The organism is Pseudomonas sp. GW821-FHT04C07 (assembly GCF_059420325.1).
This window is the reverse complement of record NZ_JBWKTM010000018.1, coordinates 32080-51984: the sequence shown is the minus strand read 5'-3', so window position 1 is coordinate 51984 and position 19905 is coordinate 32080. Positions and strand designations below refer to the sequence as shown.

The 19905-nt window shown below is 59.1% G+C and carries 19 protein-coding genes; 13 read left to right on the top strand and 6 right to left on the bottom strand.

All coding sequences use genetic code 11. The annotated features are described in order from the left end of the window. Nucleotides 1-124 precede the first annotated feature (124 nt). A complete protein-coding gene (gene bkdR, locus AC07UI_RS26415; protein ID WP_018929722.1) occupies nucleotides 125-613 on the bottom strand; it encodes a Bkd operon transcriptional regulator BkdR in 489 nt (162 codons plus the stop codon). 194 nt (nucleotides 614-807) lie between these two features. Here bkdR and AC07UI_RS26410 point away from each other — a divergent pair, with 194 nt between their 5' ends. The 5 genes from AC07UI_RS26410 (at nucleotide 808) to AC07UI_RS26390 (ending at nucleotide 6957) form a co-directional block, all read left to right on the top strand. Next, nucleotides 808-2043, top strand: a complete 1236-nt coding sequence (locus AC07UI_RS26410) for a 3-methyl-2-oxobutanoate dehydrogenase (2-methylpropanoyl-transferring) subunit alpha (protein WP_494995255.1) — start codon at nucleotides 808-810, stop codon at nucleotides 2041-2043. Between the two features lies 1 nt (nucleotide 2044). Continuing rightward, nucleotides 2045-3103: an alpha-ketoacid dehydrogenase subunit beta gene (locus tag AC07UI_RS26405; protein WP_494995254.1), complete on the top strand. Its 1059-nt coding sequence runs from the start codon at nucleotides 2045-2047 to the stop codon at nucleotides 3101-3103. Next, nucleotides 3104-4375, top strand: coding sequence for a dihydrolipoamide acetyltransferase family protein (locus AC07UI_RS26400; protein ID WP_494995253.1), 1272 nt, complete (start codon nucleotides 3104-3106; stop codon nucleotides 4373-4375). 18 nt (nucleotides 4376-4393) lie between these two features. Continuing rightward, on the top strand, nucleotides 4394-5779 hold the full coding sequence (gene lpdA / locus AC07UI_RS26395; RefSeq protein WP_494995252.1) for a dihydrolipoyl dehydrogenase: 1386 nt from the start codon (nucleotides 4394-4396) through the stop codon (nucleotides 5777-5779). A 158-nt stretch (nucleotides 5780-5937) separates the two neighbouring features. Next, nucleotides 5938-6957, top strand: a complete 1020-nt coding sequence (locus tag AC07UI_RS26390; RefSeq protein ID WP_494995251.1) for a branched-chain amino acid aminotransferase — start codon at nucleotides 5938-5940, stop codon at nucleotides 6955-6957. A gap of 98 nt (nucleotides 6958-7055) precedes the next feature. On the opposite strand, the gene AC07UI_RS26385 is transcribed toward AC07UI_RS26390, so the two are convergent. After that, on the bottom strand, nucleotides 7056-7949 hold the full coding sequence (locus tag AC07UI_RS26385) for a LysR substrate-binding domain-containing protein (RefSeq protein WP_494995250.1): 894 nt from the start codon (nucleotides 7947-7949) through the stop codon (nucleotides 7056-7058). A gap of 105 nt (nucleotides 7950-8054) precedes the next feature. On the opposite strand from AC07UI_RS26385, the gene AC07UI_RS26380 reads away from it, so the two are divergent. Beyond that, complete coding sequence (locus AC07UI_RS26380) at nucleotides 8055-8663, top strand: LysE family translocator (RefSeq protein ID WP_494995249.1); 609 nt, start codon at nucleotides 8055-8057, stop codon at nucleotides 8661-8663. Between the two features lie 13 nt (nucleotides 8664-8676). Here AC07UI_RS26380 and AC07UI_RS26375 read toward each other — a convergent pair whose 3' ends face one another. Next, nucleotides 8677-9474 carry an ArsR/SmtB family transcription factor gene (locus tag AC07UI_RS26375; protein WP_494995248.1) on the bottom strand — a complete coding sequence of 266 codons (798 nt, stop codon included), beginning with the start codon at nucleotides 9472-9474 and terminating at the stop codon, nucleotides 8677-8679. 81 nt (nucleotides 9475-9555) lie between these two features. Between AC07UI_RS26375 and AC07UI_RS26370 the strand changes: the two genes are divergently transcribed. The 4 genes from AC07UI_RS26370 to gstA all read left to right on the top strand — a co-directional run bounded on the left by AC07UI_RS26370 (nucleotide 9556) and on the right by gstA (nucleotide 13282). Continuing rightward, a complete protein-coding gene (locus tag AC07UI_RS26370; protein ID WP_494995247.1) occupies nucleotides 9556-10689 on the top strand; it encodes a cytochrome P450 in 1134 nt (377 codons plus the stop codon). Between the two features lie 140 nt (nucleotides 10690-10829). Further along, nucleotides 10830-12080 carry an S-type pyocin domain-containing protein gene (locus AC07UI_RS26365; RefSeq protein WP_494995246.1) on the top strand — a complete coding sequence of 417 codons (1251 nt, stop codon included), beginning with the start codon at nucleotides 10830-10832 and terminating at the stop codon, nucleotides 12078-12080. Then, the gene (locus tag AC07UI_RS26360; protein ID WP_494995245.1) at nucleotides 12077-12412 is read left to right on the top strand and encodes a hypothetical protein; all 336 of its coding nucleotides are present in this window, start codon (nucleotides 12077-12079) and stop codon (nucleotides 12410-12412) included. The genes AC07UI_RS26365 and AC07UI_RS26360 overlap by 4 nt, the downstream gene beginning before the upstream one ends. Before the next feature lie 264 nt (nucleotides 12413-12676). After that, a complete protein-coding gene (gene gstA, locus AC07UI_RS26355) occupies nucleotides 12677-13282 on the top strand; it encodes a glutathione transferase GstA (RefSeq protein WP_494995244.1) in 606 nt (201 codons plus the stop codon). A 14-nt stretch (nucleotides 13283-13296) separates the two neighbouring features. Here the strand turns inward: gstA and AC07UI_RS26350 are convergent, their stop codons facing one another. After that, nucleotides 13297-14535, bottom strand: coding sequence for an SGNH/GDSL hydrolase family protein (locus tag AC07UI_RS26350; RefSeq protein ID WP_494995243.1), 1239 nt, complete (start codon nucleotides 14533-14535; stop codon nucleotides 13297-13299). A gap of 105 nt (nucleotides 14536-14640) precedes the next feature. Here AC07UI_RS26350 and AC07UI_RS26345 point away from each other — a divergent pair, with 105 nt between their 5' ends. After that, on the top strand, nucleotides 14641-15546 hold the full coding sequence (locus tag AC07UI_RS26345; protein ID WP_494995242.1) for a LysR family transcriptional regulator: 906 nt from the start codon (nucleotides 14641-14643) through the stop codon (nucleotides 15544-15546). Nucleotides 15547-15551: 5 nt separating this feature from the next. Here the strand turns inward: AC07UI_RS26345 and AC07UI_RS26340 are convergent, their stop codons facing one another. Beyond that, complete coding sequence (locus AC07UI_RS26340; RefSeq protein ID WP_494995241.1) at nucleotides 15552-15890, bottom strand: FKBP-type peptidyl-prolyl cis-trans isomerase; 339 nt, start codon at nucleotides 15888-15890, stop codon at nucleotides 15552-15554. A gap of 209 nt (nucleotides 15891-16099) precedes the next feature. Between AC07UI_RS26340 and AC07UI_RS26335 the strand changes: the two genes are divergently transcribed. Together AC07UI_RS26335 and AC07UI_RS26330 are read left to right on the top strand one after the other, a co-directional pair. Then, complete coding sequence (locus tag AC07UI_RS26335) at nucleotides 16100-17404, top strand: MFS transporter (RefSeq protein WP_494995240.1); 1305 nt, start codon at nucleotides 16100-16102, stop codon at nucleotides 17402-17404. 25 nt (nucleotides 17405-17429) lie between these two features. Next, nucleotides 17430-18206 carry a substrate-binding domain-containing protein gene (locus AC07UI_RS26330; RefSeq protein ID WP_494995239.1) on the top strand — a complete coding sequence of 259 codons (777 nt, stop codon included), beginning with the start codon at nucleotides 17430-17432 and terminating at the stop codon, nucleotides 18204-18206. Nucleotides 18207-18220: 14 nt separating this feature from the next. Here AC07UI_RS26330 and AC07UI_RS26325 read toward each other — a convergent pair whose 3' ends face one another. After that, nucleotides 18221-19150: a LysR family transcriptional regulator gene (locus AC07UI_RS26325; protein WP_494995238.1), complete on the bottom strand. Its 930-nt coding sequence runs from the start codon at nucleotides 19148-19150 to the stop codon at nucleotides 18221-18223. Nucleotides 19151-19905 lie beyond the last annotated feature (755 nt).

The window sequence follows — 19905 nt, the reverse complement described above, 5'->3', positions numbered from 1 at the left end:
CTCGGCAACGCTTATCGGCTTGCGCAGATGAGGGCGACTGGCTCTCTTATGCACTTTTATGAATAAAGCACCGCGCAAGCGTTATGGCAAAGTCCTGTGATGAACGGGGCTATCCTTAATGGAGCTATCCCGCCAGCGTCAAGCCATTGGCCGGCAATGGCAACGCAGTCTTGTACCTGACCTGTTTGAGCGCAAAGCTTGAACGGATGTTCGCCACGCCCGGGACCTTGGTCAGAAAGTCCATCATGAAACGCTCCAGCGACTGGATGGTCGGCACCAGTACGCGGATCAGGTAATCCGGATCGCCGGCCATGAGGTAGCACTCCATCACTTCCGGTCGGTCGGAAATCGCTTCTTCGAAGTGCTGCAGGGCTTCTTCGACTTGTTTCTCGAGGCTGACGTGGATGAACACGTTGACGTGCAGCCCGAGCAAATCGGCGTCGAGCAGCGTGACTTGCTCGCGAATCAGCCCCAGTTCTTCCATCGCCTTGACCCGGTTGAAGCAAGGCGTCGGCGACAGGTTGACCGAGCGTGCGAGGTCGGCGTTGGTGATGCGGGCGTTCTCCTGGAGGCTGTTGAGAATCCCGATATCGGTACGATCCAGTTTGCGCATGAGAATAAACCACCTGTTTTTTATGTTTATGCAGATTTTTTATCCTCAAATGACTTAAAGCGCAACGAAACACAGAGAAATATTCTTCTTGGCGAGGCCTATGATTGTTGTAGGACAAGATTTCTTTTACCCAAAGAAAGATCGTCAGCTAGCGCGCCCACTACAAGAAATTCACAAGATCGAGCGTAGAAGCCATGAACCAACCGTACGAACCGCTGCGCCTGCACGTTCCCGAACCTTCGGGCCGCCCGGGGTGCAAAACCGACTTCTCCTACCTGCATCTGACCGACGCAGGCCTGGTGCGCAAACCCCCAATCGACGTTGAACCCGCCGACACGGCCGACCTGGCCCGCGGCCTGATTCGCGTGCTCGACGACCAGGGCAATGCCCTCGGCCCGTGGGCCGAAGGCGTTCCGGTCGAGATCCTGCGTAAAGGCATGCGCGCCATGCTCAAAACGCGGATCTTCGATAACCGCATGGTGGTCGCCCAGCGTCAGAAGAAAATGTCGTTCTACATGCAGAGCCTTGGCGAAGAAGCCATCGGCAGCGCTCAGGCCCTGGCCTTGAACATCGACGACATGTGCTTCCCGACCTACCGCCAGCAAAGCATCCTGATGGCTCGCGAAGTACCGCTGGTGGACCTGATCTGCCAGTTGCTGTCCAACGAGCGCGACCCGCTCAAGGGCCGTCAGTTGCCGATCATGTACTCGGTTAAAGACGCAGGCTTCTTCACCATTTCCGGTAACCTCGCCACCCAATTCGTACAAGGCGTGGGCTGGGGAATGGCTTCGGCGATCAAGGGTGACACCAAGATCGCCTCGGCCTGGATTGGCGACGGCGCCACCGCTGAATCAGACTTCCACACCGCCCTCACCTTCGCCCACGTTTACCGCGCGCCGGTGATCCTCAACGTGGTCAACAACCAGTGGGCAATCTCCACGTTCCAGGCGATTGCCGGTGGTGAAGCCACTACCTTCGCCGGTCGTGGCGTCGGTTGCGGCATCGCCTCCCTGCGGGTCGATGGCAACGATTTCGTCGCGGTCTACGCCGCCTCTGCCTGGGCCGCCGAACGCGCCCGCCGCAACCTTGGCCCGACCATGATCGAATGGGTCACCTACCGCGCCGGCCCGCACTCGACGTCCGATGATCCGTCCAAATACCGTCCTGCCGACGACTGGAGCTACTTTCCGTTGGGCGACCCGATTGCGCGCCTCAAGCAGCACCTGGTGAAAATCGGTCAGTGGTCTGAAGAGGAACACGCCGCTGTCAGCGCCGAACTCGAAGCCGAAGTCATTGCTGCGCAGAAAGAAGCCGAGCAGTACGGCACCCTCGCCGGTGGCCAGATTCCGAGCGCCGCGACGATGTTCGAAGACGTCTACAAAGAGATGCCGGAGCACTTGAAGCGCCAGCGTCAAGAGTTGGGGATCTGACATGAACGATCACAACAACAATATCCAGTTGGACACCGCCATGACCACAACCACCATGACCATGATCCAGGCCCTGCGCTCGGCCATGGATGTGATGCTTGAGCGCGACAACAACGTCGTGGTCTTCGGCCAGGACGTAGGTTACTTCGGCGGTGTGTTCCGCTGCACCGAAGGCTTGCAGAGCAAGTACGGCACCTCGCGGGTGTTCGACGCACCGATCTCCGAAAGCGGCATCGTCGGCGTCGCCGTGGGCATGGGCGCCTACGGTTTGCGGCCGGTGGCCGAGATTCAGTTCGCCGATTACGTCTACCCGGCGTCGGACCAGATCATTTCCGAAGCGGCGCGTCTGCGCTATCGCTCGGCCGGTGAGTTCACCGCGCCGATGACCCTGCGCATGCCATGCGGCGGCGGCATCTACGGCGGCCAGACCCACAGCCAGAGCATTGAGGCAATGTTCACCCAGGTCTGTGGCCTGCGCACCGTCATGCCATCCAACCCCTACGACGCCAAAGGCCTGCTGATCGCCTCCATCGAAAACGATGACCCGGTGATCTTCCTTGAGCCGAAACGCCTCTACAACGGCCCGTTCGACGGCCACCATGACCGCCCGGTAACCCCTTGGTCGAAACACCCGGCCGCACAAGTGCCGGACGGTTACTACACCGTACCGCTGGACGTGGCGGCCATTGCCCGTCCGGGCAAGGATGTCACCATCCTCACCTACGGCACCACGGTCTATGTGTCGCAAGTCGCGGCCGAAGAAACCGGTGTCGATGCTGAAGTAATCGACCTGCGCAGCCTGTGGCCGCTGGATCTGGAAACCATCGTCAAGTCGGTGAAGAAAACCGGACGTTGCGTGATCGTTCACGAAGCGACCCGCACCTGCGGTTTCGGCGCCGAACTGGTCGCCCTGGTGCAAGAGCACTGCTTCCACTACCTGGAAGCGCCTATCGAGCGCGTCACTGGCTGGGATACCCCGTATCCGCATGCTCAGGAATGGGCGTATTTCCCTGGTCCGTCCCGTGTGGGCGCGGCTTTGCATCGGGTTATGGAGGTCTGAATGGGCACGCACGTTATCAAGATGCCGGACATTGGCGAAGGCATTGCAGAAGTTGAATTGTCGGTGTGGCACGTCAAGGTCGGCGACATGGTCGTCGAAGATCAGGTGTTGGCCGATGTGATGACCGATAAGGCGATGGTCGACATTCCTTCGCCGGTTCACGGCAAGGTGATTGCGCTGGGCGGTGTACCGGGCGAAGTCATGGCGGTTGGCAGCATACTGATCAGCATTGAAGTCGAAGGCGCGGGCAACGTTAAAGAGTCGGCTCAGCCTGCGGCAGTGAAAGAAACACCTGCGCCGATCGAAGCACCCAAGGTTGAAGCGGTGGTTGAAAGCAAACCGGTTGCGGCCCCGCGCCCAGCCGTGTGCCAAGGCCCGATGGTTGCTCGCGAGGCCGATGAGCGTCCGCTGGCCTCCCCGGCCGTGCGCAAACGTGCACTCGACGCCGGCATTCAGTTGCGTCTGGTTCAGGGCACTGGCCCTGCCGGGCGGATTCTGCATGAAGACCTCGACGCGTATCTCGCCCACGGTCCGTCCGTTCAGTCGACCGCTGGCGCTGCTTACACCGCACGCCATGACGAACAGCAGATCCCGGTGATCGGCATGCGGCGCAAGATTGCCCAGCGCATGCAGGAAGCCACCCAACGCGCTGCACACTTCAGTTATGTCGAAGAAATCGACGTGACCGCCGTGGAAGAACTGCGCGCACATCTGAATGAAAAACACGGCGCCAGCCGCGGCAAGCTGACCCTGCTGCCATTCCTGGTACGGGCCATAGTCGTTGCCCTGCGCGACTTCCCGCAGATCAACGCCCGTTACGACGACGAAGCCCAGGTCATCACCCGCCTCGGCGCGGTGCATGTTGGCGTCGCCACCCAAAGCGCCATCGGCTTGATGGTGCCGGTTGTGCGTCACGCCGAAGCTCGCAGCTTGTGGGACAGCGCCGCAGAAATCTCCCGCCTGGCGACTGCCGCGCGCAATGGCAAGGCCAGCCGCGATGAATTGTCCGGCTCAAGCATTACCCTGACCAGCCTCGGCGCTCTTGGCGGCATCGTCAGCACCCCGGTGTTGAACCTGCCGGAAGTGGCGATCATCGGCGTCAACAAAATCGTCGAACGGCCGATGGTGATCAAAGGCCAGATCGTGATTCGCAAGATGATGAACCTCTCCAGTTCCTTCGACCATCGCGTGGTCGATGGCATGGACGCCGCGCAATTCATCCAGGCCATGCGTGGCTTGCTCGAACAACCCGCCACGCTGTTTGTGGAATAAGCATTTGTGGAGCAAGGCATGCAACAGACTCTAAACACCACGCTGCTGATCATCGGCGGCGGCCCTGGCGGTTATGTGGCGGCAATTCGCGCTGGCCAGCTGGGCATCAACACTATTCTGGTCGAAGGCCAGGCACTGGGCGGCACCTGCCTGAACATCGGCTGCATTCCGTCGAAAGCGCTGATTCATGTAGCCGAGCAGTTCCACCAGACCCAGCATCACAGCCAGCACTCGGCCCTCGGGATCAACGTCTCGGCGCCAACCCTGGACATCGGTAAAAGCGTCGAGTGGAAGGATGGCATCGTCGATCGCCTGACCACTGGCGTCGCTGCGTTGCTGAAGAAGAACAAGGTCCAGGTCATACAGGGCTGGGCCAAGGTCATTGACGGCAAGACCGTCGAAGTTGGCGATACCCGCATCCAGTGCGAGCACCTGTTGCTGGCCACCGGCTCGAAAAGCGTCAACCTGCCGATGCTGCCAATCGGCGGGCCAATCATCTCCTCCACCGAAGCCCTGGCGCCGAAAAGCGTGCCAAAACGGCTGATCGTGGTCGGTGGCGGCTACATCGGGCTGGAACTGGGCATTGCCTATCGCAAGCTCGGCGCTGAGGTCAGTGTGGTCGAGGCACAGGATCGCATTCTGCCGGCCTACGATCAGGAACTGACTCAACCGGTTGCTGACGCGCTGAAACAGCTGGGCGTGAAGCTGCATCTCAAGCACAGCGTCGAAGGCTTCGATGCGCAAGCCAACACCCTGCAAGTGCGCGACCCAAACGGCGAGATCCTTAATCTGGAAACCGATCAGGTGCTGGTAGCCGTGGGCCGTCGCGCCAACACCCAAGGCTGGAACCTCGAAGCCCTGAACCTGGACATGAACGGTTCGGCAATCAAGATCGACAACCGTTGCCAGACCAGCATGCGCAATGTCTGGGCCATCGGCGACCTGAGCGGCGAACCCATGCTCGCCCACCGCGCCATGGCACAGGGGGAAATGGTCGCCGAGTTGATCTCGGGCAAACACCGCGAGTTCAACCCCACCGCCATTGCTGCCGTGTGCTTTACCGACCCGGAACTGGTAGTGGTCGGCAAGACCCCGGATGAAGCAAAGACCGCAGGTTGGGACTGTATCGTTGCCAACTTCCCATTTGCCGCCAATGGCCGGGCGATGACCCTGGAGTCGAAAAGCGGCTTCGTACGGGTTGTGGCACGCCGCGACAATCATCTGATCGTCGGCTGGCAAGCGGTCGGGGTCGGTGTTTCGGAGTTGTCCACGGCGTTCGGCCAATCCCTGGAAATGGGCGCACGGCTGGAAGACATCGCCGGCACCATCCACGCCCACCCGACACTGGGTGAAGCGGTGCAGGAAGCGGCGCTGCGCGCTTTGGGCCACGCGCTACACCTGTAACCGCCCCACCATGATCGTTCCCACGCGGAGCATGGGAACGATCAGTAACCGCATTCCGGGCTGCGATTTAGGCCCGGAATGAAGTATTGTTGTCCCCATCCAAAAAAACGTCAGAAGCCTTGAACCGTTCCGACGGTTGTTAAGTGATAGAGGGTGTCATGGGTAACGAAAGCATTAATTGGGACAAGCTGGGTTTTGACTACATCAAGACAGACAAGCGTTTTCTGTCGTACTGGCGTAACGGTGCGTGGGACAAAGGCACCCTGACTGAAGACAACGTGCTGCACATCAGCGAAGGCTCCACTGCCCTTCACTATGGCCAGCAATGCTTCGAAGGCATGAAGGCCTATCGTTGCAAGGACGGCTCGATCAACCTGTTCCGTCCGGACCAGAATGCCCTGCGCATGCAGCGCAGCTGTGCTCGCCTGCTGATGCCGCAGGTCGAAACCGAAGATTTCATCGAAGCCTGTAAGGCCGTAGTTCGTGCCAACGAGCGCTTCATTCCGCCGTACGGCACTGGCGGCGCGCTATACCTGCGTCCGTTCGTGATCGGCGTGGGTGACAACATCGGCGTGCGCACCGCTCCCGAGTTCATCTTCTCGATTTTCTGCATCCCGGTCGGCGCCTACTTCAAGGGCGGCCTGACCCCGCACAACTTCCTGATCTCCAGCTACGACCGCGCCGCACCACAAGGCACCGGCGCAGCCAAGGTCGGCGGCAACTACGCCGCCAGCCTGATGCCCGGTTCCCTGGCCAAGAAGGCGCATTTCGCCGATTGCATCTACCTGGACCCAATGACCCACACGAAAATCGAAGAAGTCGGCTCGGCCAACTTCTTTGGTATCACCCACGACAACAAATTCGTCACGCCCAAATCCCCTTCAGTGTTGCCGGGCATCACCCGCCTGTCGCTGATCGAACTGGCAAAAAGTCGTCTGGGCATGGAAGTCGTTGAAGGCGACGTGTTCATCGACAAAATCAGCGACTTCAAGGAAGCCGGCGCCTGCGGTACTGCCGCCGTGATCACGCCGATTGGCGGCATCGACTACAACGACAGACTGCACGTGTTCTACAGCCAGACGGAAGTCGGCCCGGTCACCCAGAAGCTCTACAAAGAGCTGACCGGTGTGCAGACTGGCGACATCGAAGCGCCAGAGGGTTGGATCGTCAAGGTCTGATCCAGCGCTTGCGGCACTAAAAAGCCCATCCATCGCTTGCGCGGTGGGTGGGCTTTTTGCGGGCGCTCAAGACCTCAATTATCCTGCGATCAACCGACCTACCGCATGGCGTCCTCTTCGATTTTGGCAAACAACCACTCCAGAAACACCTGAGTCTGCGCCGTCACGTCCGACGAGACACCGTAGTAATAACGCGGCAACGGCATACGCAAGTCAGGCAGCGGACAGATCAGTCGACCGCTCGACAGGTCACTGCCCAGCAAGGAGGCCGGACACAAGGCAATGCCTTGTCCCTCTACAGCGGCCTGAAGCACCGGATGCATGTGATCGAATTGCAGCGCCGACTGAGTCGCTGACTGCGCTTCGCCAAAACGCAGGGCCCAGTTGTGCCAATCCTCGCGGCGTGTCTTGGCGGTCAGCAAGGTATGTCGGCTCAGGGCGTTCAAGTCGTCGAGCGGTAGACGCTTGATCAGCGAAGGCGCCGCGACCAGCAGCAATTCATCTTCGAACAGTACCTGTGCCTGAATGTCGGGTGCCCAGCCGTCGCGGCCACGTCGAATAACAATGTCGAACCCGTCTCGTGCGTGATCGGGCGCCAGTGTGGAAGTGACCACCTCAGGTTTGATGTCCGGGTGCAGCGCCATGAAATCCGCCAGCCTGGGAGTCAGCCAGCGCTGGGCAAAGGTCGGACGGACATTGATCTTCACTGTGCGCAGCGAGGCCTGTTGCTTGAGTGCCGCTGCGGCGTTGGCAATCTGTGACAGTCCAGCGCTGACCTGTTCAAAGAAGCTCTGACCTGCCGGGGTCAGGACCGATTGCCGGATACGCCGCTCGAACAGCAGCACGCCAAGGTGCTCCTCAAGCCGTTTGATGTGACGACTGACAGCACTGTGGCTGACATGCAGCTCCTCGGCCGCGAGGCTGAAGCTCTGATGACGAGCGGCGGCCGCGAAAGCGCGAACAGCATTCAAGGGAGGGAGTTGATTGATCATGTGTCTAATTTAGTCACATATGCCGTGCAATTAAAGCGTTTGTCACGCTCACCTCGTCACGCCAATCTGCGGGCACGCAGCCAGCGCCACCTGATGGAGTGAGAGATGAATAGCTACGGGTTATTTTTACTGTTCGCCGCCTTGACCATTCTGAGTCCTGGGCCTGGCGTGGTCATGACGCTTTCCAACGCGCTGCGCCATGGCTGGCGCGGCGCGCTGCCGGGTATTTTGGGTATTGCCCTGGGGGCCTTTGTCGTTGCCGGTATCAGCGCAACCAGCGTTGGCCTGATACTCGCGACCTCCGCAAGCGCGTTCACCGCGCTGAAATATGCAGGCGCGGCGTACCTCTTGTACCTGGGTTACAAAAGCTGGCGCACCGATCGTTTCATCCCCGAGCGTGAAGTGAGCTCGTCCAGCCCTGGGTATCGCTTCATAGAAGCGGCGTCGATCCAGCTGTTGAACCCCAAAGCCGTGTTCTTCTTTCTTGCGGTGTTTCCACAGTTCATCGACACCTCGGCGCACTATTACAGCCAGTTTTTTACCCTGGTCAGTTCCTACAGCGTGCTGGTGATCGTGATCCATGGCAGCTATGCCCTGCTCGCCAATGCGGCCAAAGGCTGGCTGTCGAGTCAAAAAGGATCCTGGCTGGCCGCGAAGGTGTCAGGCGTCACCTTCGCAGGCTTTGGCGTGCTGATGGCCTCGGCCAGTCGATAGTGAACACCTGGCGCTAAGGCGAAGGGCTGGCGACCGAGCGACTGCCTGGCTCAGTGGCACCACGCAGGTTCACCTTCGCCGGAGCCGGCAGCTCAATCGCGAATCTGGCCGTGATCTCTTTACGTCCAGTCGCCGTCAACGCCAGCGCCCGACTGTCCAGATCCTGTGTCAGCCATTTGTGCTTGATCGCCGTTTGCAGCAACGCCGCGCCCAATGAGCCGCCGAGATGCTGACGACGCATACTCCAGTCGAGACAGGAACAGGCAAAGCGTCGACGCAGACTGCTCAAGGACTTCACTTCGATGCCCAGCCCTTCGAAAAACCACTCACCGGTTTCACTCAGCGCGTACTGCTGATCGCCTTGCTCCGACATCACCAACCAACCTGCTTCCAGCATCCGGTCGTGCATCAACACCGCCAAGGTGCCGGCCATATGGTCGTAGCAGGTGCGGGCGAATTGCAGGCGATCCGGGGTGCGGGGAGTAAAGGTGGGCGCGGCGTTCTGGCCGATCACCATCAGCGCTTCCAGAGCCTGGGCGACCCGTTGATCTGCCAGGTTGTAATAACGATGGCGGCCCTGAACATGCAGCCGCACCAACGCAAGTTCCTTGAGTTTCGCCAGATGAGCGCTGGCGGTGGAAGCGCTGACGTCGGCGATCACTGCCAGTTCGGTACTGGTGCGCGCGTGGCCGTCCATCAGCGAGCAAAGGATTTTCGTCCGGGCCGGCTCGGCAATCGCTGCCGCCACCTGCGAGACGCCGATGTCGTGTCGTTCTACGTTCTCTCCACTCACTACGTTCGATACGTTCATATTTCGCTCCCGGACGAATCGTGCCCCTTTCGGACTGGAGATAGTAGCAACACTTTCCACCAACGAATAAGGCAGCACCTTGTGGACCCGATCATCGCCGCTACACATGCCGATCCCTACCCTTATTACGCCAGCCTGCGGGCCGAAGGTGGTCTTTCATTTCATCAGGGACTGGGTTTGTGGGTGGCCAGCAGCGCCCAGGCCGTCACCGCCGTACTCGCTCATCCCGACTGCAAGGTCCGTCCGACCCACGAGCCGGTGCCCAACGCCATTGCATACGGCGCGGCCGGCAAGGTGTTTGGTCAGTTGATGCGAATGAACGACGGCGAGCGCCAGCGCTGCCCCCGGTCAGCCATACAACCGGGACTGGAAATGCTCGACACCGAAGCGGTTAGCGAACTGGTCCGCACCCGGTTGACCAGCCCATCCGCCGACGGACTGCACAAGGCAATGTTCATGGGGCCGGTTTGCGTGGTTGCTGCGCTGCTCGGCTTTGCTCCAGCAGAACGTCGAACCCTCAGCGAACTGACGGCTGATTTCGTCGCGTGCCTGTCGCCCCTGAGCAGCCCGGCCCTGCTGGACACGGCCCATGCAGCGGCGGAACAGTTGAACGGTTACTTCAAAGAACGCCTCAGCGCGCAGGATCACCAAAGCCCTCTACTTGAGGGGATTCGCCAACGCCTGGCAGACCCCGACACCCTGCTCGCAAACCTGATTGGCCTGCTTTCCCAGACCTATGAGGCCACCGCCGGGTTGATCGGCAACGCCGTGCTGGCATTGATCCGCAACCCGCACCTCAAGGCTGAAATGCTGCGCGACCCGGCGCAGGTCAGCAACCTGCTGGCGGAAGTCCAGCGCCATGATCCTTCGGTCCAGAACACCCGGCGCTTCGTCAGCGCGCCCTGTGAAGTCGACGGTGTGAGCCTCAAGCCCGGCGATGTCATTCTGGTGCTGCTGGCCTCAGCCAACCGCGACCCACAACTCAACGACAACCCGGACGCCTTGATCCTCTACCGCCCGGCCCGCCGCAGCTTCACCTTCGGCACCGGCCGCCATCAATGCCCTGGCCAGACACTGGCCTTGAGCATCGCCAGCGCCACACTCAGCGAAATCCTGACGCACAACGGTGCGCTGGATCAGCTTGCCTGGGATTACCGCCCTTCCTTGAACGGGCGTATTCCGTTATTTCGCGAGCGGTTGGAGGTTCAGCGATGAGTGCGATAGTGTTCGAAGCCCTTCCCCATGCCGAACATCGCGAGCGTTACCGGGACACATTTTCAGACCCGTCCTACAGCCACGACACTCATACTTGAGATAGCGTCTCGTCGCATTTAACAGGCGAAACAAGGACGCGCATGGCTCATAACAAGGACATACCAAAAGTCTGGAATCCTCCGTCAGGTGACGGTCATTACCGCACCTCCCGATACATGACGCCAACCGAGCTTGCAGAGCGCGAGGCTCGACAGCAGGCATATGAAGACATGCTCGCGAGACAACAAAACATCGAAAGGAGTTTTGGGGAGCAAAACAAGAAACAGGTACAGCCACTCGTTGGCTGTGTGTTCGCAAAACCCTGCAACTTGCCGGATGGCATCATAAATCACGACAGTCCGACCGGATTCGTGCCTGTTACCAGCCTGAAAGATTATGGTCATTATGCTCTGCTTGGTGGTCGGGATGTGGACGAACATGGCCAAGTACTACTCAAGAAAATCAGTGGAACTGTACCCGCCAACATTGGCTCTTTGACGTTAGGCGCAGCAGCTATCGCCTCATCAGGAGCAACCGGCTCAGCGACATCGGTAGTTAGCGTGGGCAGCTTGGCGGGTGCTGGCGTTGTTACAGGGGCGCTTCTCGGTCTGGTCGCGATGCTTGCTCCATCAAGCCTGGGTGACAGCGCTCTATACACGGAAGACCAACTCAGAACACTCAAACAAGCCCGGACACGTGTTCGATTGCATGTCGAAGAAAACGCCGACGGCACTCTAAAAGGGTACGGCTACAATACGCAGAGTCGCCGCGAATGGGAGCTCATCCCTGTTGTCACGTTTAAGGCCCAAGGCTCCCGGCAAGTGGCCGACTTGGGTGATGGCATTACCTTGATTTGGACTCCAGCTCTCACTCCGGCCAATACCTCGACAATCCCCGCACTGGAGGGGGCACCGCAAGCTCCACAAATCTGGATTTACCCGCCTACGCAGGCAGCTGACAACATCATCGTGAATCCTGTCTATCCGCCTGAATACAAAGACTTCATTCTTGTTTTCCCGGCGGACTCCGGTATTCAGTCGCTTTATATCGTCATGAACATGGAGTTCGACGCGGCTGATTACCACGGCAAAACGGACTCCCCGGTCAAGAGCAAAGGGCCCGTCAATGGACAGGAAGCGCTAGACAATTCTGTGCAGGTAAAACCGACATCACCACGCCGTATTGGCGTTGATCCGGACACCCAGGAGTTTGTGGTCTTCGACCGTACAGGAGGAGACGTCTATCACGGTCACGTAAGGCCGTGGGATAAACTCCACCAGGATATGAAAAATGCTCTGATCAAAGCCGGAACGGTCGACAACAAAGGCAACATTCAGGGAGTTAAAAAGTGAGCCTGCTCTATCAAGATCCATCGATGAACCATGACAAAGCGAGCACTCTTCTTGCTGAAGGAAAGGAGACCGATGTCATCGCCGCACTGATTTCCATCGGTCTTAACGAGCCAGATGGAGTGTGGGCTCAGAACACTTGCCTACACTATCTGAACAGTGGGAGTGAAAACGTTGCATCAGCAGCCATCACAGCCCTTGGCCATGTGGCACGCCGACACGGTCAGTTGGAGGTAGAGAAAGTACTCGCAGCCTTTGAACGTGCGAAGGCGAGATTCCCCTCTCTTGAACCTGTCATCTCGGACACCCTCGAAGATATCGAGCTATTTACCTGACCAGCGCGTTTCATCAATTGAAAAATAATCGACGCTGATTCGAGCCTGGAGGCGTCCTTATGAAACGGCATGACAAAATGACATGCCTTAAGAAATGACCACTGGGAACGAATCAAGGGCATGCGGCCAAGGCGCCAAGGCCATAATAACGCCACCATCGGGCTCATTTTGTTGCGCTATGCTTTATAGCCAGTTCCCCACTCCCTGATTTTTTTGACATCTCGGTTTGGATTCCCGACGTCACTTGCCGAAATGGAGAAAGGTATGAAGCTCTACTACTCCTCTGGTGCCTGCTCACTTTCGCCACACATCGTCCTCTGCGAACTGGGCCTGGCCCACGAAACGGAGAAGGTTGATCTCAAGTCCCACACCACCGCCAGTGGCGTGGATTTCTATACGATCAACCCCAAGGGCTACGTCCCGGTGTTGCAGCTGGACAACGGTGAACTGCTCACTGAAGGGACGGCCATCGTCCAGTACCTGGCCGACCAGAAGCCGACCGCCGGCCTTCTGCCACCCACCGGGTCCATGGCTCGCATCCGCGTGCAGGAATGGCTGAATTTCATCGCAACCGAGCTGCACAAAAGCTTTGCACCGCTGTTCAACCCCACCAGCCCGGATGAACTCAAAGACAGCGCTCGTGCCTCCATTGCCCGTCGCCTGGGTCTGATCGACAAGGCCCTGACTGGCCAGGACTATCTCGCTGGCGACCAGTTCAGCGTGGCCGACGCTTACCTGTTCACCATCGTCAATTGGGCTGGCTACATGGCCATCGACCTGACACCCTGGCCAGCCATCTCGGCCTTCCAGAAGCGAGTTGGCGCTCGCCCCGCCGTGCAACAGGCACTGAAAGTAGAAGGCTTGATCTGATCATTGTTCGCAAGCTACGGCCGAGGAACCTGGAACAGGGCTTTCAGGTCAATCGCCTCGGCCATTGCCTGATTGCCCAGATCCCCTGGGTGCAGGTGGTCTCCAGAGTCGAATGCCGGCAACAGCCGCGCAGGATGCTGCGGATCACGGACGATGTTATCGAAGTCGATCACTGCATCGAACGCTCCACTGCTACGGATCCACCGGTTGAGCTCTTGACGCAGTTGTTCTTTCTTCGCGCTGTGGTAATGCTCGATGATGCTTCCCTCCAGAGCGCCTTCGAAAGGCAACAACGTCGCCCCGACGATGCGAATCTTGTGTTGTCGGGCTTGCCCGATCAGCTGCTGGTAGCCGGTGACCAGCGTTTCGATTGATGGCAGCGGCGCATTCGGCGCGAAGGTGCTGCCCGGCCAGCTGATGTCATTGATCCCCAGCATCAGCACCACACTGCTGACGCCGGGCTGGCGCAACACGTCGCGCTCGAAGCGCTTGGCCGCACTCACGCCCATGCCGTCGTCGAGTAGCCGCGCGCCGGAGATCCCGGCGTTGAGCACGGCGACAGGCTGGGCGCTCAAGCGTTGCGCGAGAAAGTCAGTCCAGCGCCGATTGCCGTTCAGCGTCGAGCCACGACCGTCGGTGATCGAATCCCCCAGCACCACCACGCCACGGGTTTCAGGCGCTGCGTCGACCAGTACTTCGCTGAGGAATAGCCGCGCTTCGACCTCACTGTTGCCCTTTAGCTGTATGGCCTGGGTCTGGTTACCCGGGCTGATAACGGCTGTTTGCTTGCCGTCCCAATGGAAGGTGGTCAGCGGCGTGCGTTGCGGCAGGTACAGCGAGACCAGCAGTTCCGCGAGGGCCGGGACATGGAGGTCAATCGGGTCGCTGGTGCGTTTTTCGCCGGGGGCGATGCGCAATTGCGTCTGGCCATTGAAGGTCAGCGGCTGTCCAGCATTGCTCTCCTCGACCCGCTTCAGCCGTGCAGCGCCGATCACCAGAGGCTGCTGACCGTACTCGTTGGAAATCACCACGCGCACCCGGCCCCCCGCGCTGCTGATCCGCAACTGCTGATGCACGGTGCTGTCGGTGAGGGTTTCGGGAATGCGTGTGGGCAGTGGCAGTTCATGGCCCCAGATCGGTTGAGGGCTGGCGGTCCAGGTGCTGACCCAATGCTCCTGGGCGTTGACCGGCGCCATGGCGAACAAGGCGCTCAAAGACAGAATCAATGGCAATGCACTGTGAAGGCTTTTCATGCTGAATCTCCCTGAGGAAGCGTTTCGAGGAGGCCAGCGTGTTCCATTCAAAAAAGACGTGGTAGAAGGTTAATTCGAATACAGCCCATTCCAGAATTGAATGTAATGAATGATCTGAAAGCCATGCAGTGCTTTGTCCGTGCACTAGAGCTCGGCAGTTTGTCCGCTGCAGCTCGTGAGCTTGCGACTACTCAACCCAGCGTCAGCAAGCTGATCGCCGCACTGGAAAAACAATTGGGTGCCCGCCTGCTGACCCGTGGCAGCAGTGGATTGACGCCGACCGAGCCGGGCAAGCGTTTCTACGAACGCACGAAACGAATTCTTGAGGAATACGACGAAGCACTCGCCGACGTTAGAGGTCTGACCGAACGCCCCCAAGGATTACTACGTATCAACGCGCCGGTCAGCCTCGGCGTGTTGCGCCTGAATGCCTTGCTGCTGGAGTTTATGGCGCAGTACCCGGAGATCGAGGTCGAGCTGATCCTCAATGACCGCTTTGTCGACTTGACCGAGGAAAACGTCGACCTGGCACTGCGTCTGGGAGGCGTACTACCGCCGAATGTCATTGCCCGCCGTGTCGCAACATCGCCACGGATTCTGGTGGCTGCGCCTGCGTACCTGAGCAAGCATCCGCCATTGAAGCACCCGACAGATCTGGCCCCACACAACTTCCTGCGCTTCGCCTGGCTGACCACCGGCGATCAACTGGAACTGAGCGGCCCCGAGGGGGAACGCACAACCGTCATTGCTCAAGGACGCTATCGAGCCAACAGCTCATTGGCGATCCGTGACGGCCTGCTGCTCGGCGCAGGGCTGTGCATCACGCCAGCCTGGCTGGTCAGCGACTTGCTGGAAAACGGCCAACTGGTACGGGTGCTGCCACAGTGGAACGGCCCGGCCAACGAAGCGTTCCTGCTTTACCCGGAACGCCGCTACCGACCGTTGCGCGCACGGTTGCTCACGGAGTTTCTCAGCGCGCGAATCGGCCAGTTACCGGGGTTCGAGGCGTAACAGCGTCAGTCGTCGCGCGTCAGCACTTCCAGCAATTCGATCTCGAAAATCAGATTGGAATTGGGCGTGATGGCGCCCATCGAGCGCTCGCCATAGGCCAGATGCGCCGGCACCAGCAACTTGCGCTTACCGCCAACCTTCATCCCCATCAAGCCCTGATCCCACCCCTTGATCACTCGACCAGTGCCAATCACGCACTGAAAAGGTTTGCCGCGATCCCAGGAAGAATCGAACTGTGTGCCGTCCTCCAGAAAGCCGCGGTATTGGGTGGTAATCAAGGCGCCTTTGACGGCCGCTTTGCCATCACCCAATTCAAGGTCGATGACCTGCAATTCTTCGTTCATTACTGCTCTCTCGTTAGCGATGACCCTAAACACGGACCGCGTTTTCTCAGATTTTACGTTGCAGGGCAATCCTGTTGGAGTGATAACCTTGACGCATCAATAGATGCTAAATATGCACTTATCATATCGATCGACCTGCTCCAGTATTGCGCCCTAATAAGATCCATGCGCCACGTTGCGCATGTCATAAAAAGCGCGGGAGACAAAACATGCAAGCTACTACCCATCCGCCAGCGACATCCGCTCGCAGCAAGGCCAGTGCAATTTTCCGGGTCACCTCGGGCAACTTCCTGGAACAGTTCGACTTCTTCCTCTTCGGTTTTTACGCCACCTATATCGCGGCGGCGTTCTTCCCTGCCAGCAGCGAATTCGCCTCTCTGATGATGACCTTCGCGGTGTTTGGCGCAGGTTTTTTGATGCGCCCGTTGGGCGCAGTGATTCTCGGTGCCTACATCGATGATGTCGGCCGCCGCAAAGGTTTGATCGTCACCCTGTCGATCATGGCCAGCGGCACGATTCTGATTGTGCTGGTGCCCGGCTACCAGACCATCGGCCTGTTTGCCCCGGCGCTGGTGTTGATCGGCCGTCTGCTTCAAGGGTTTTCCGCAGGTGCTGAGTTGGGTGGCGTGTCGGTGTACCTGGCGGAAATCGCCACACCGGGCCGCAAGGGCTTTTTCACCAGTTGGCAATCGGCCAGCCAGCAAGTGGCGATCGTCATTGCCGCCGCGCTGGGCTATGGGCTGAACCAATGGATGCCGGCGACGATGATTGCCGATTGGGGCTGGCGTATTCCGTTTTTCGTCGGTTGCATGATTGTGCCGTTCATCTTTTTACTGCGGCGCAATCTCGAAGAAACCGCAGAGTTCACTGCTCGCCGTCACCGCCCTAGCATGCGCCAGGTGTTCGGCACGCTGCTGCAGAACTGGCAGATCGTAATCGCCGGGATGCTGATGGTGGCGCTGACCACCACCGCGTTTTACCTGATCACCGTTTACGCGCCGACCTTCGGCAAAACCGTGCTGCACCTGAGCACTTCCGATGCGCTGCTGGTGACCTTGCTGGTCGGCGTGTCGAACTTCTGCTGGCTGCCACTGGGTGGCGCGCTGTCTGACCGCATCGGCCGACGTCCGGTGTTGCTCGCCATGACCTTGCTGACCCTGGCCACAGCCTATCCGGCGTTGTCGTACCTGGTGCAGGCACCGAGCTTCATCAACATGTTGCTGGTGCTGTTGTGGCTGTCGTTCATCTACGGTTTGTACAACGGCGCAATGGTTGCAGCACTGACCGAAATCATGCCGGTGGAAGTCCGCGTGGCCGGATTTTCCCTGGCCTACAGCCTGGCAACTGCCGTATTCGGCGGCTTTACCCCGGCAATTTCGACCTTCTTGATCCAGTATTCCGGCGACAAGGCCGCCCCCGGTTACTGGATGAGCTTCGCCGCCCTGTGTGCGTTGTGCGCAACGCTTTACCTGTACCGGCGCTCGACCGGTCGTTTGCAAGCCGCCGTGCAATAAGCCAACCCCTGACAGAGATGTGTCGATGAAAAAATTACTGAACCTCGCGGCGCTGACATTGCTCGGCGCTATGGGCCTGAGCACCGTTGTGCAAGCCGAAGAGCTGCGTGTGATGACCTCCGGTGGCTTTACCGCCGCCTACAAAGTACTTGGCCCGAAGTTCGCCGCCGCCACCAGCAACACCCTCGACACCGCACTCGGTCCGTCCATGGGCAAGTCGCCTGAGGCAATCCCCAATCGCCTGGCCCGTGGTGAGCACGCAGATGTGGTGATCATGGTTGGCTACGCCCTGGATGAGTTGATCAAACAAGGCAAGGTCTTGCCCGAGTCGCGGGTTGAACTGGCCGATTCGAGGATTGGCCTGGTGGTGCGCGAGGGTGCGGCGAAGCCGGACATCAGCTCGGTCGAGGCGCTGAAGGCGACATTGTTGAACGCCAAGTCCGTAGCCTACTCCGACAGCGCCAGCGGTGTGTACATACAGGACCAGATGTTCAAGCGCCTGGGCATCGAACCGCAGCTCAAAGCCAAATCAACCATGGTGCCCAAAGTCCCGGTGGGCTCCGTGGTTGCCACTGGCGACTACCAACTGGGATTCCAACAGGTCAGTGAATTACTTCCGGTGCCCGGCGTGACATTCGTCGGCAAGATCCCGGAATCCGTGCAGTCGGTGACACGCTTCGCCGCTGGCATTCCGGTCGACGCGCAACACCCGGCGCAAGCCAAGGCGTTGCTCGACTACCTCGCCTCCCCGGCCGCCCAGCCAGATGTCACGGCAACCGGACTGGACTCGGTCAGCCGCTAAACCTGGCGCCGGCCTCAGCCGACCTGCGCTGAGGCCGGTGCTGGCGGTTGGCTGACCTTCATTTCGACGATCAATCGCTCCAGCTCCAACGCCGCAGGCGTCAAGGTCCGTCCCCTGCGTTTGAGCAGGCCAACGCTGCGCATCACTTGCGGGTCGGTCAGCGTTACATGAGTCAGAATCGGATGGTCACTGCCGGGCATCGCCATCAACGGCACCGCGGCAATACCCAACCCGGCTTCGACCAGGCCGATCATCGTGGTGACATGACGGGTTTCGCAGATGCTCTGACGCGCCGGTACGATCCCGCTCAGCGCCTGATCCAGCAGAAAACGATTGCCCGAGGTCTTGTCGAGGGAAATGTAATCCTGCTGGTACAGCTCGCTCCAGCTCACGCTTGCGCGACTGGCCAAGGGATGATCGCGTCGACAGGCGACCACATAGCGCTCCTGCACCAGTGGTTCGAACTCGACCTCGGCCTCCAGTGTGCCCATGAAACTCAAGCCGAAATCCGCCTCGCCATTGACTACCGCACTCAGCACGTCATGGGCGCTCGAGTCGAGAACCTTGACCTTGATTCGTGGAAACCGCTGATGGTATTGGGCGACCACCCGTGGCATGAAGTAGTAGGCCGCCGAAGGCACGCAGGCCACGGTGACGTAACCCAAACGGGTCGACGCGACATCGCTGAGCCCCAGCAGTGCCACATCCAGGTCATCCAGCAAACGGTCGACACTGGGCGCAAACGCTCGCCCTGCCTGCGTCAGGCTAACGCGGCGGGTGGTGCGCTCAAACAGCTTGACGCCCAGCGCGTCTTCGAGCTTTTCAATCCGTCGACTCAGCGCCGGTTGGGAGATGCGCACCGTGTCGGCAGCCTTGCGAAAGCTGCCCTGCTCGACCACGGCGCGAAAAGCCTGCAAGTCATTCAGGTCGAAATTGATGGCCATGGCGCCCACTCAGCGAAAAACGAATTGATCAGCTTATCCTATGAATGTAACAAATTGATGCAAATTGTAACGAACTGATCGGTCATCTTCACTGAGAGTTAAATTCTTTTCAGATAAGTTGTAATGGGCAAGCCGGATTACACAGCCACCGAATAAGTTGCCCCCCCTTCCTATTGGGCGACTCATCAATTCGCCGCCGCCACTGTAGGCGCAAGGAACCGGTTTTGGGGGCGGTACGTGCAGAGATTTATGCCGAACGATTGAAGCGATAAAACTTGGTTCAGGGGCAGAAATACCAGCGGACTGGCCGAGATTGGGAGGCTAGCCAGCTGCAAAGGACCTACTTCATTCAATATTGACCGGCAGAAATCGGCTGGCAACCGCCCTTTTAGAGTGGCTTCGGGCCGGCGCAAGCCCCTGTTGTGACAGACTGGAGTTGCCTCGAATGCGATGTTTGAGCGTGCATAGACAAGCTTGCAGACTCACGTTTTAGTCGGGCTCAATGAGATTCGAAGGGCCCTACGAAATCAAGAACAACTATGTCGCGGTGCACTTTTCAGCGGCCTTATTTGCCTTGCTCTCTGCTTTCACTGCGTCGCTTACCAGTTTTCCGTTTCCTGGGCTCATTGATTTGTCCGGGCCGTGCAACTCGTAATAGCCTGCAGGGCCATCCGGTATGAGTTCTTTGCTGTAGCTGCGGAAGACATCACAGGCGGTGGTCATGTCGCAGGCGGCATTTCACCATCATCCCTCAA

What these genes read in the sequence shown, in the direction of transcription:
- bkdR (WP_018929722.1), bottom strand. Translation starts at nt 613, where the DNA reads ATGCGCAAACTGGATCGTACCGATATCGGGATTCTCAACAGCCTCCAG.
- AC07UI_RS26410 (WP_494995255.1), top strand. Translation starts at nt 808, where the DNA reads ATGAACCAACCGTACGAACCGCTGCGCCTGCACGTTCCCGAACCTTCG.
- AC07UI_RS26405 (WP_494995254.1), top strand. Translation starts at nt 2,045, where the DNA reads ATGAACGATCACAACAACAATATCCAGTTGGACACCGCCATGACCACA.
- AC07UI_RS26400 (WP_494995253.1), top strand. Translation starts at nt 3,104, where the DNA reads ATGGGCACGCACGTTATCAAGATGCCGGACATTGGCGAAGGCATTGCA.
- lpdA (WP_494995252.1), top strand. Translation starts at nt 4,394, where the DNA reads ATGCAACAGACTCTAAACACCACGCTGCTGATCATCGGCGGCGGCCCT.
- AC07UI_RS26390 (WP_494995251.1), top strand. Translation starts at nt 5,938, where the DNA reads ATGGGTAACGAAAGCATTAATTGGGACAAGCTGGGTTTTGACTACATC.
- AC07UI_RS26385 (WP_494995250.1), bottom strand. Translation starts at nt 7,949, where the DNA reads ATGATCAATCAACTCCCTCCCTTGAATGCTGTTCGCGCTTTCGCGGCC.
- AC07UI_RS26380 (WP_494995249.1), top strand. Translation starts at nt 8,055, where the DNA reads ATGAATAGCTACGGGTTATTTTTACTGTTCGCCGCCTTGACCATTCTG.
- AC07UI_RS26375 (WP_494995248.1), bottom strand. Translation starts at nt 9,474, where the DNA reads ATGAACGTATCGAACGTAGTGAGTGGAGAGAACGTAGAACGACACGAC.
- AC07UI_RS26365 (WP_494995246.1), top strand. Translation starts at nt 10,830, where the DNA reads ATGGCTCATAACAAGGACATACCAAAAGTCTGGAATCCTCCGTCAGGT.
- gstA (WP_494995244.1), top strand. Translation starts at nt 12,677, where the DNA reads ATGAAGCTCTACTACTCCTCTGGTGCCTGCTCACTTTCGCCACACATC.
- AC07UI_RS26350 (WP_494995243.1), bottom strand. Translation starts at nt 14,535, where the DNA reads ATGAAAAGCCTTCACAGTGCATTGCCATTGATTCTGTCTTTGAGCGCC.
- AC07UI_RS26345 (WP_494995242.1), top strand. Translation starts at nt 14,641, where the DNA reads ATGAATGATCTGAAAGCCATGCAGTGCTTTGTCCGTGCACTAGAGCTC.
- AC07UI_RS26340 (WP_494995241.1), bottom strand. Translation starts at nt 15,890, where the DNA reads ATGAACGAAGAATTGCAGGTCATCGACCTTGAATTGGGTGATGGCAAA.
- AC07UI_RS26335 (WP_494995240.1), top strand. Translation starts at nt 16,100, where the DNA reads ATGCAAGCTACTACCCATCCGCCAGCGACATCCGCTCGCAGCAAGGCC.
- AC07UI_RS26330 (WP_494995239.1), top strand. Translation starts at nt 17,430, where the DNA reads ATGAAAAAATTACTGAACCTCGCGGCGCTGACATTGCTCGGCGCTATG.
- AC07UI_RS26325 (WP_494995238.1), bottom strand. Translation starts at nt 19,150, where the DNA reads ATGGCCATCAATTTCGACCTGAATGACTTGCAGGCTTTTCGCGCCGTG.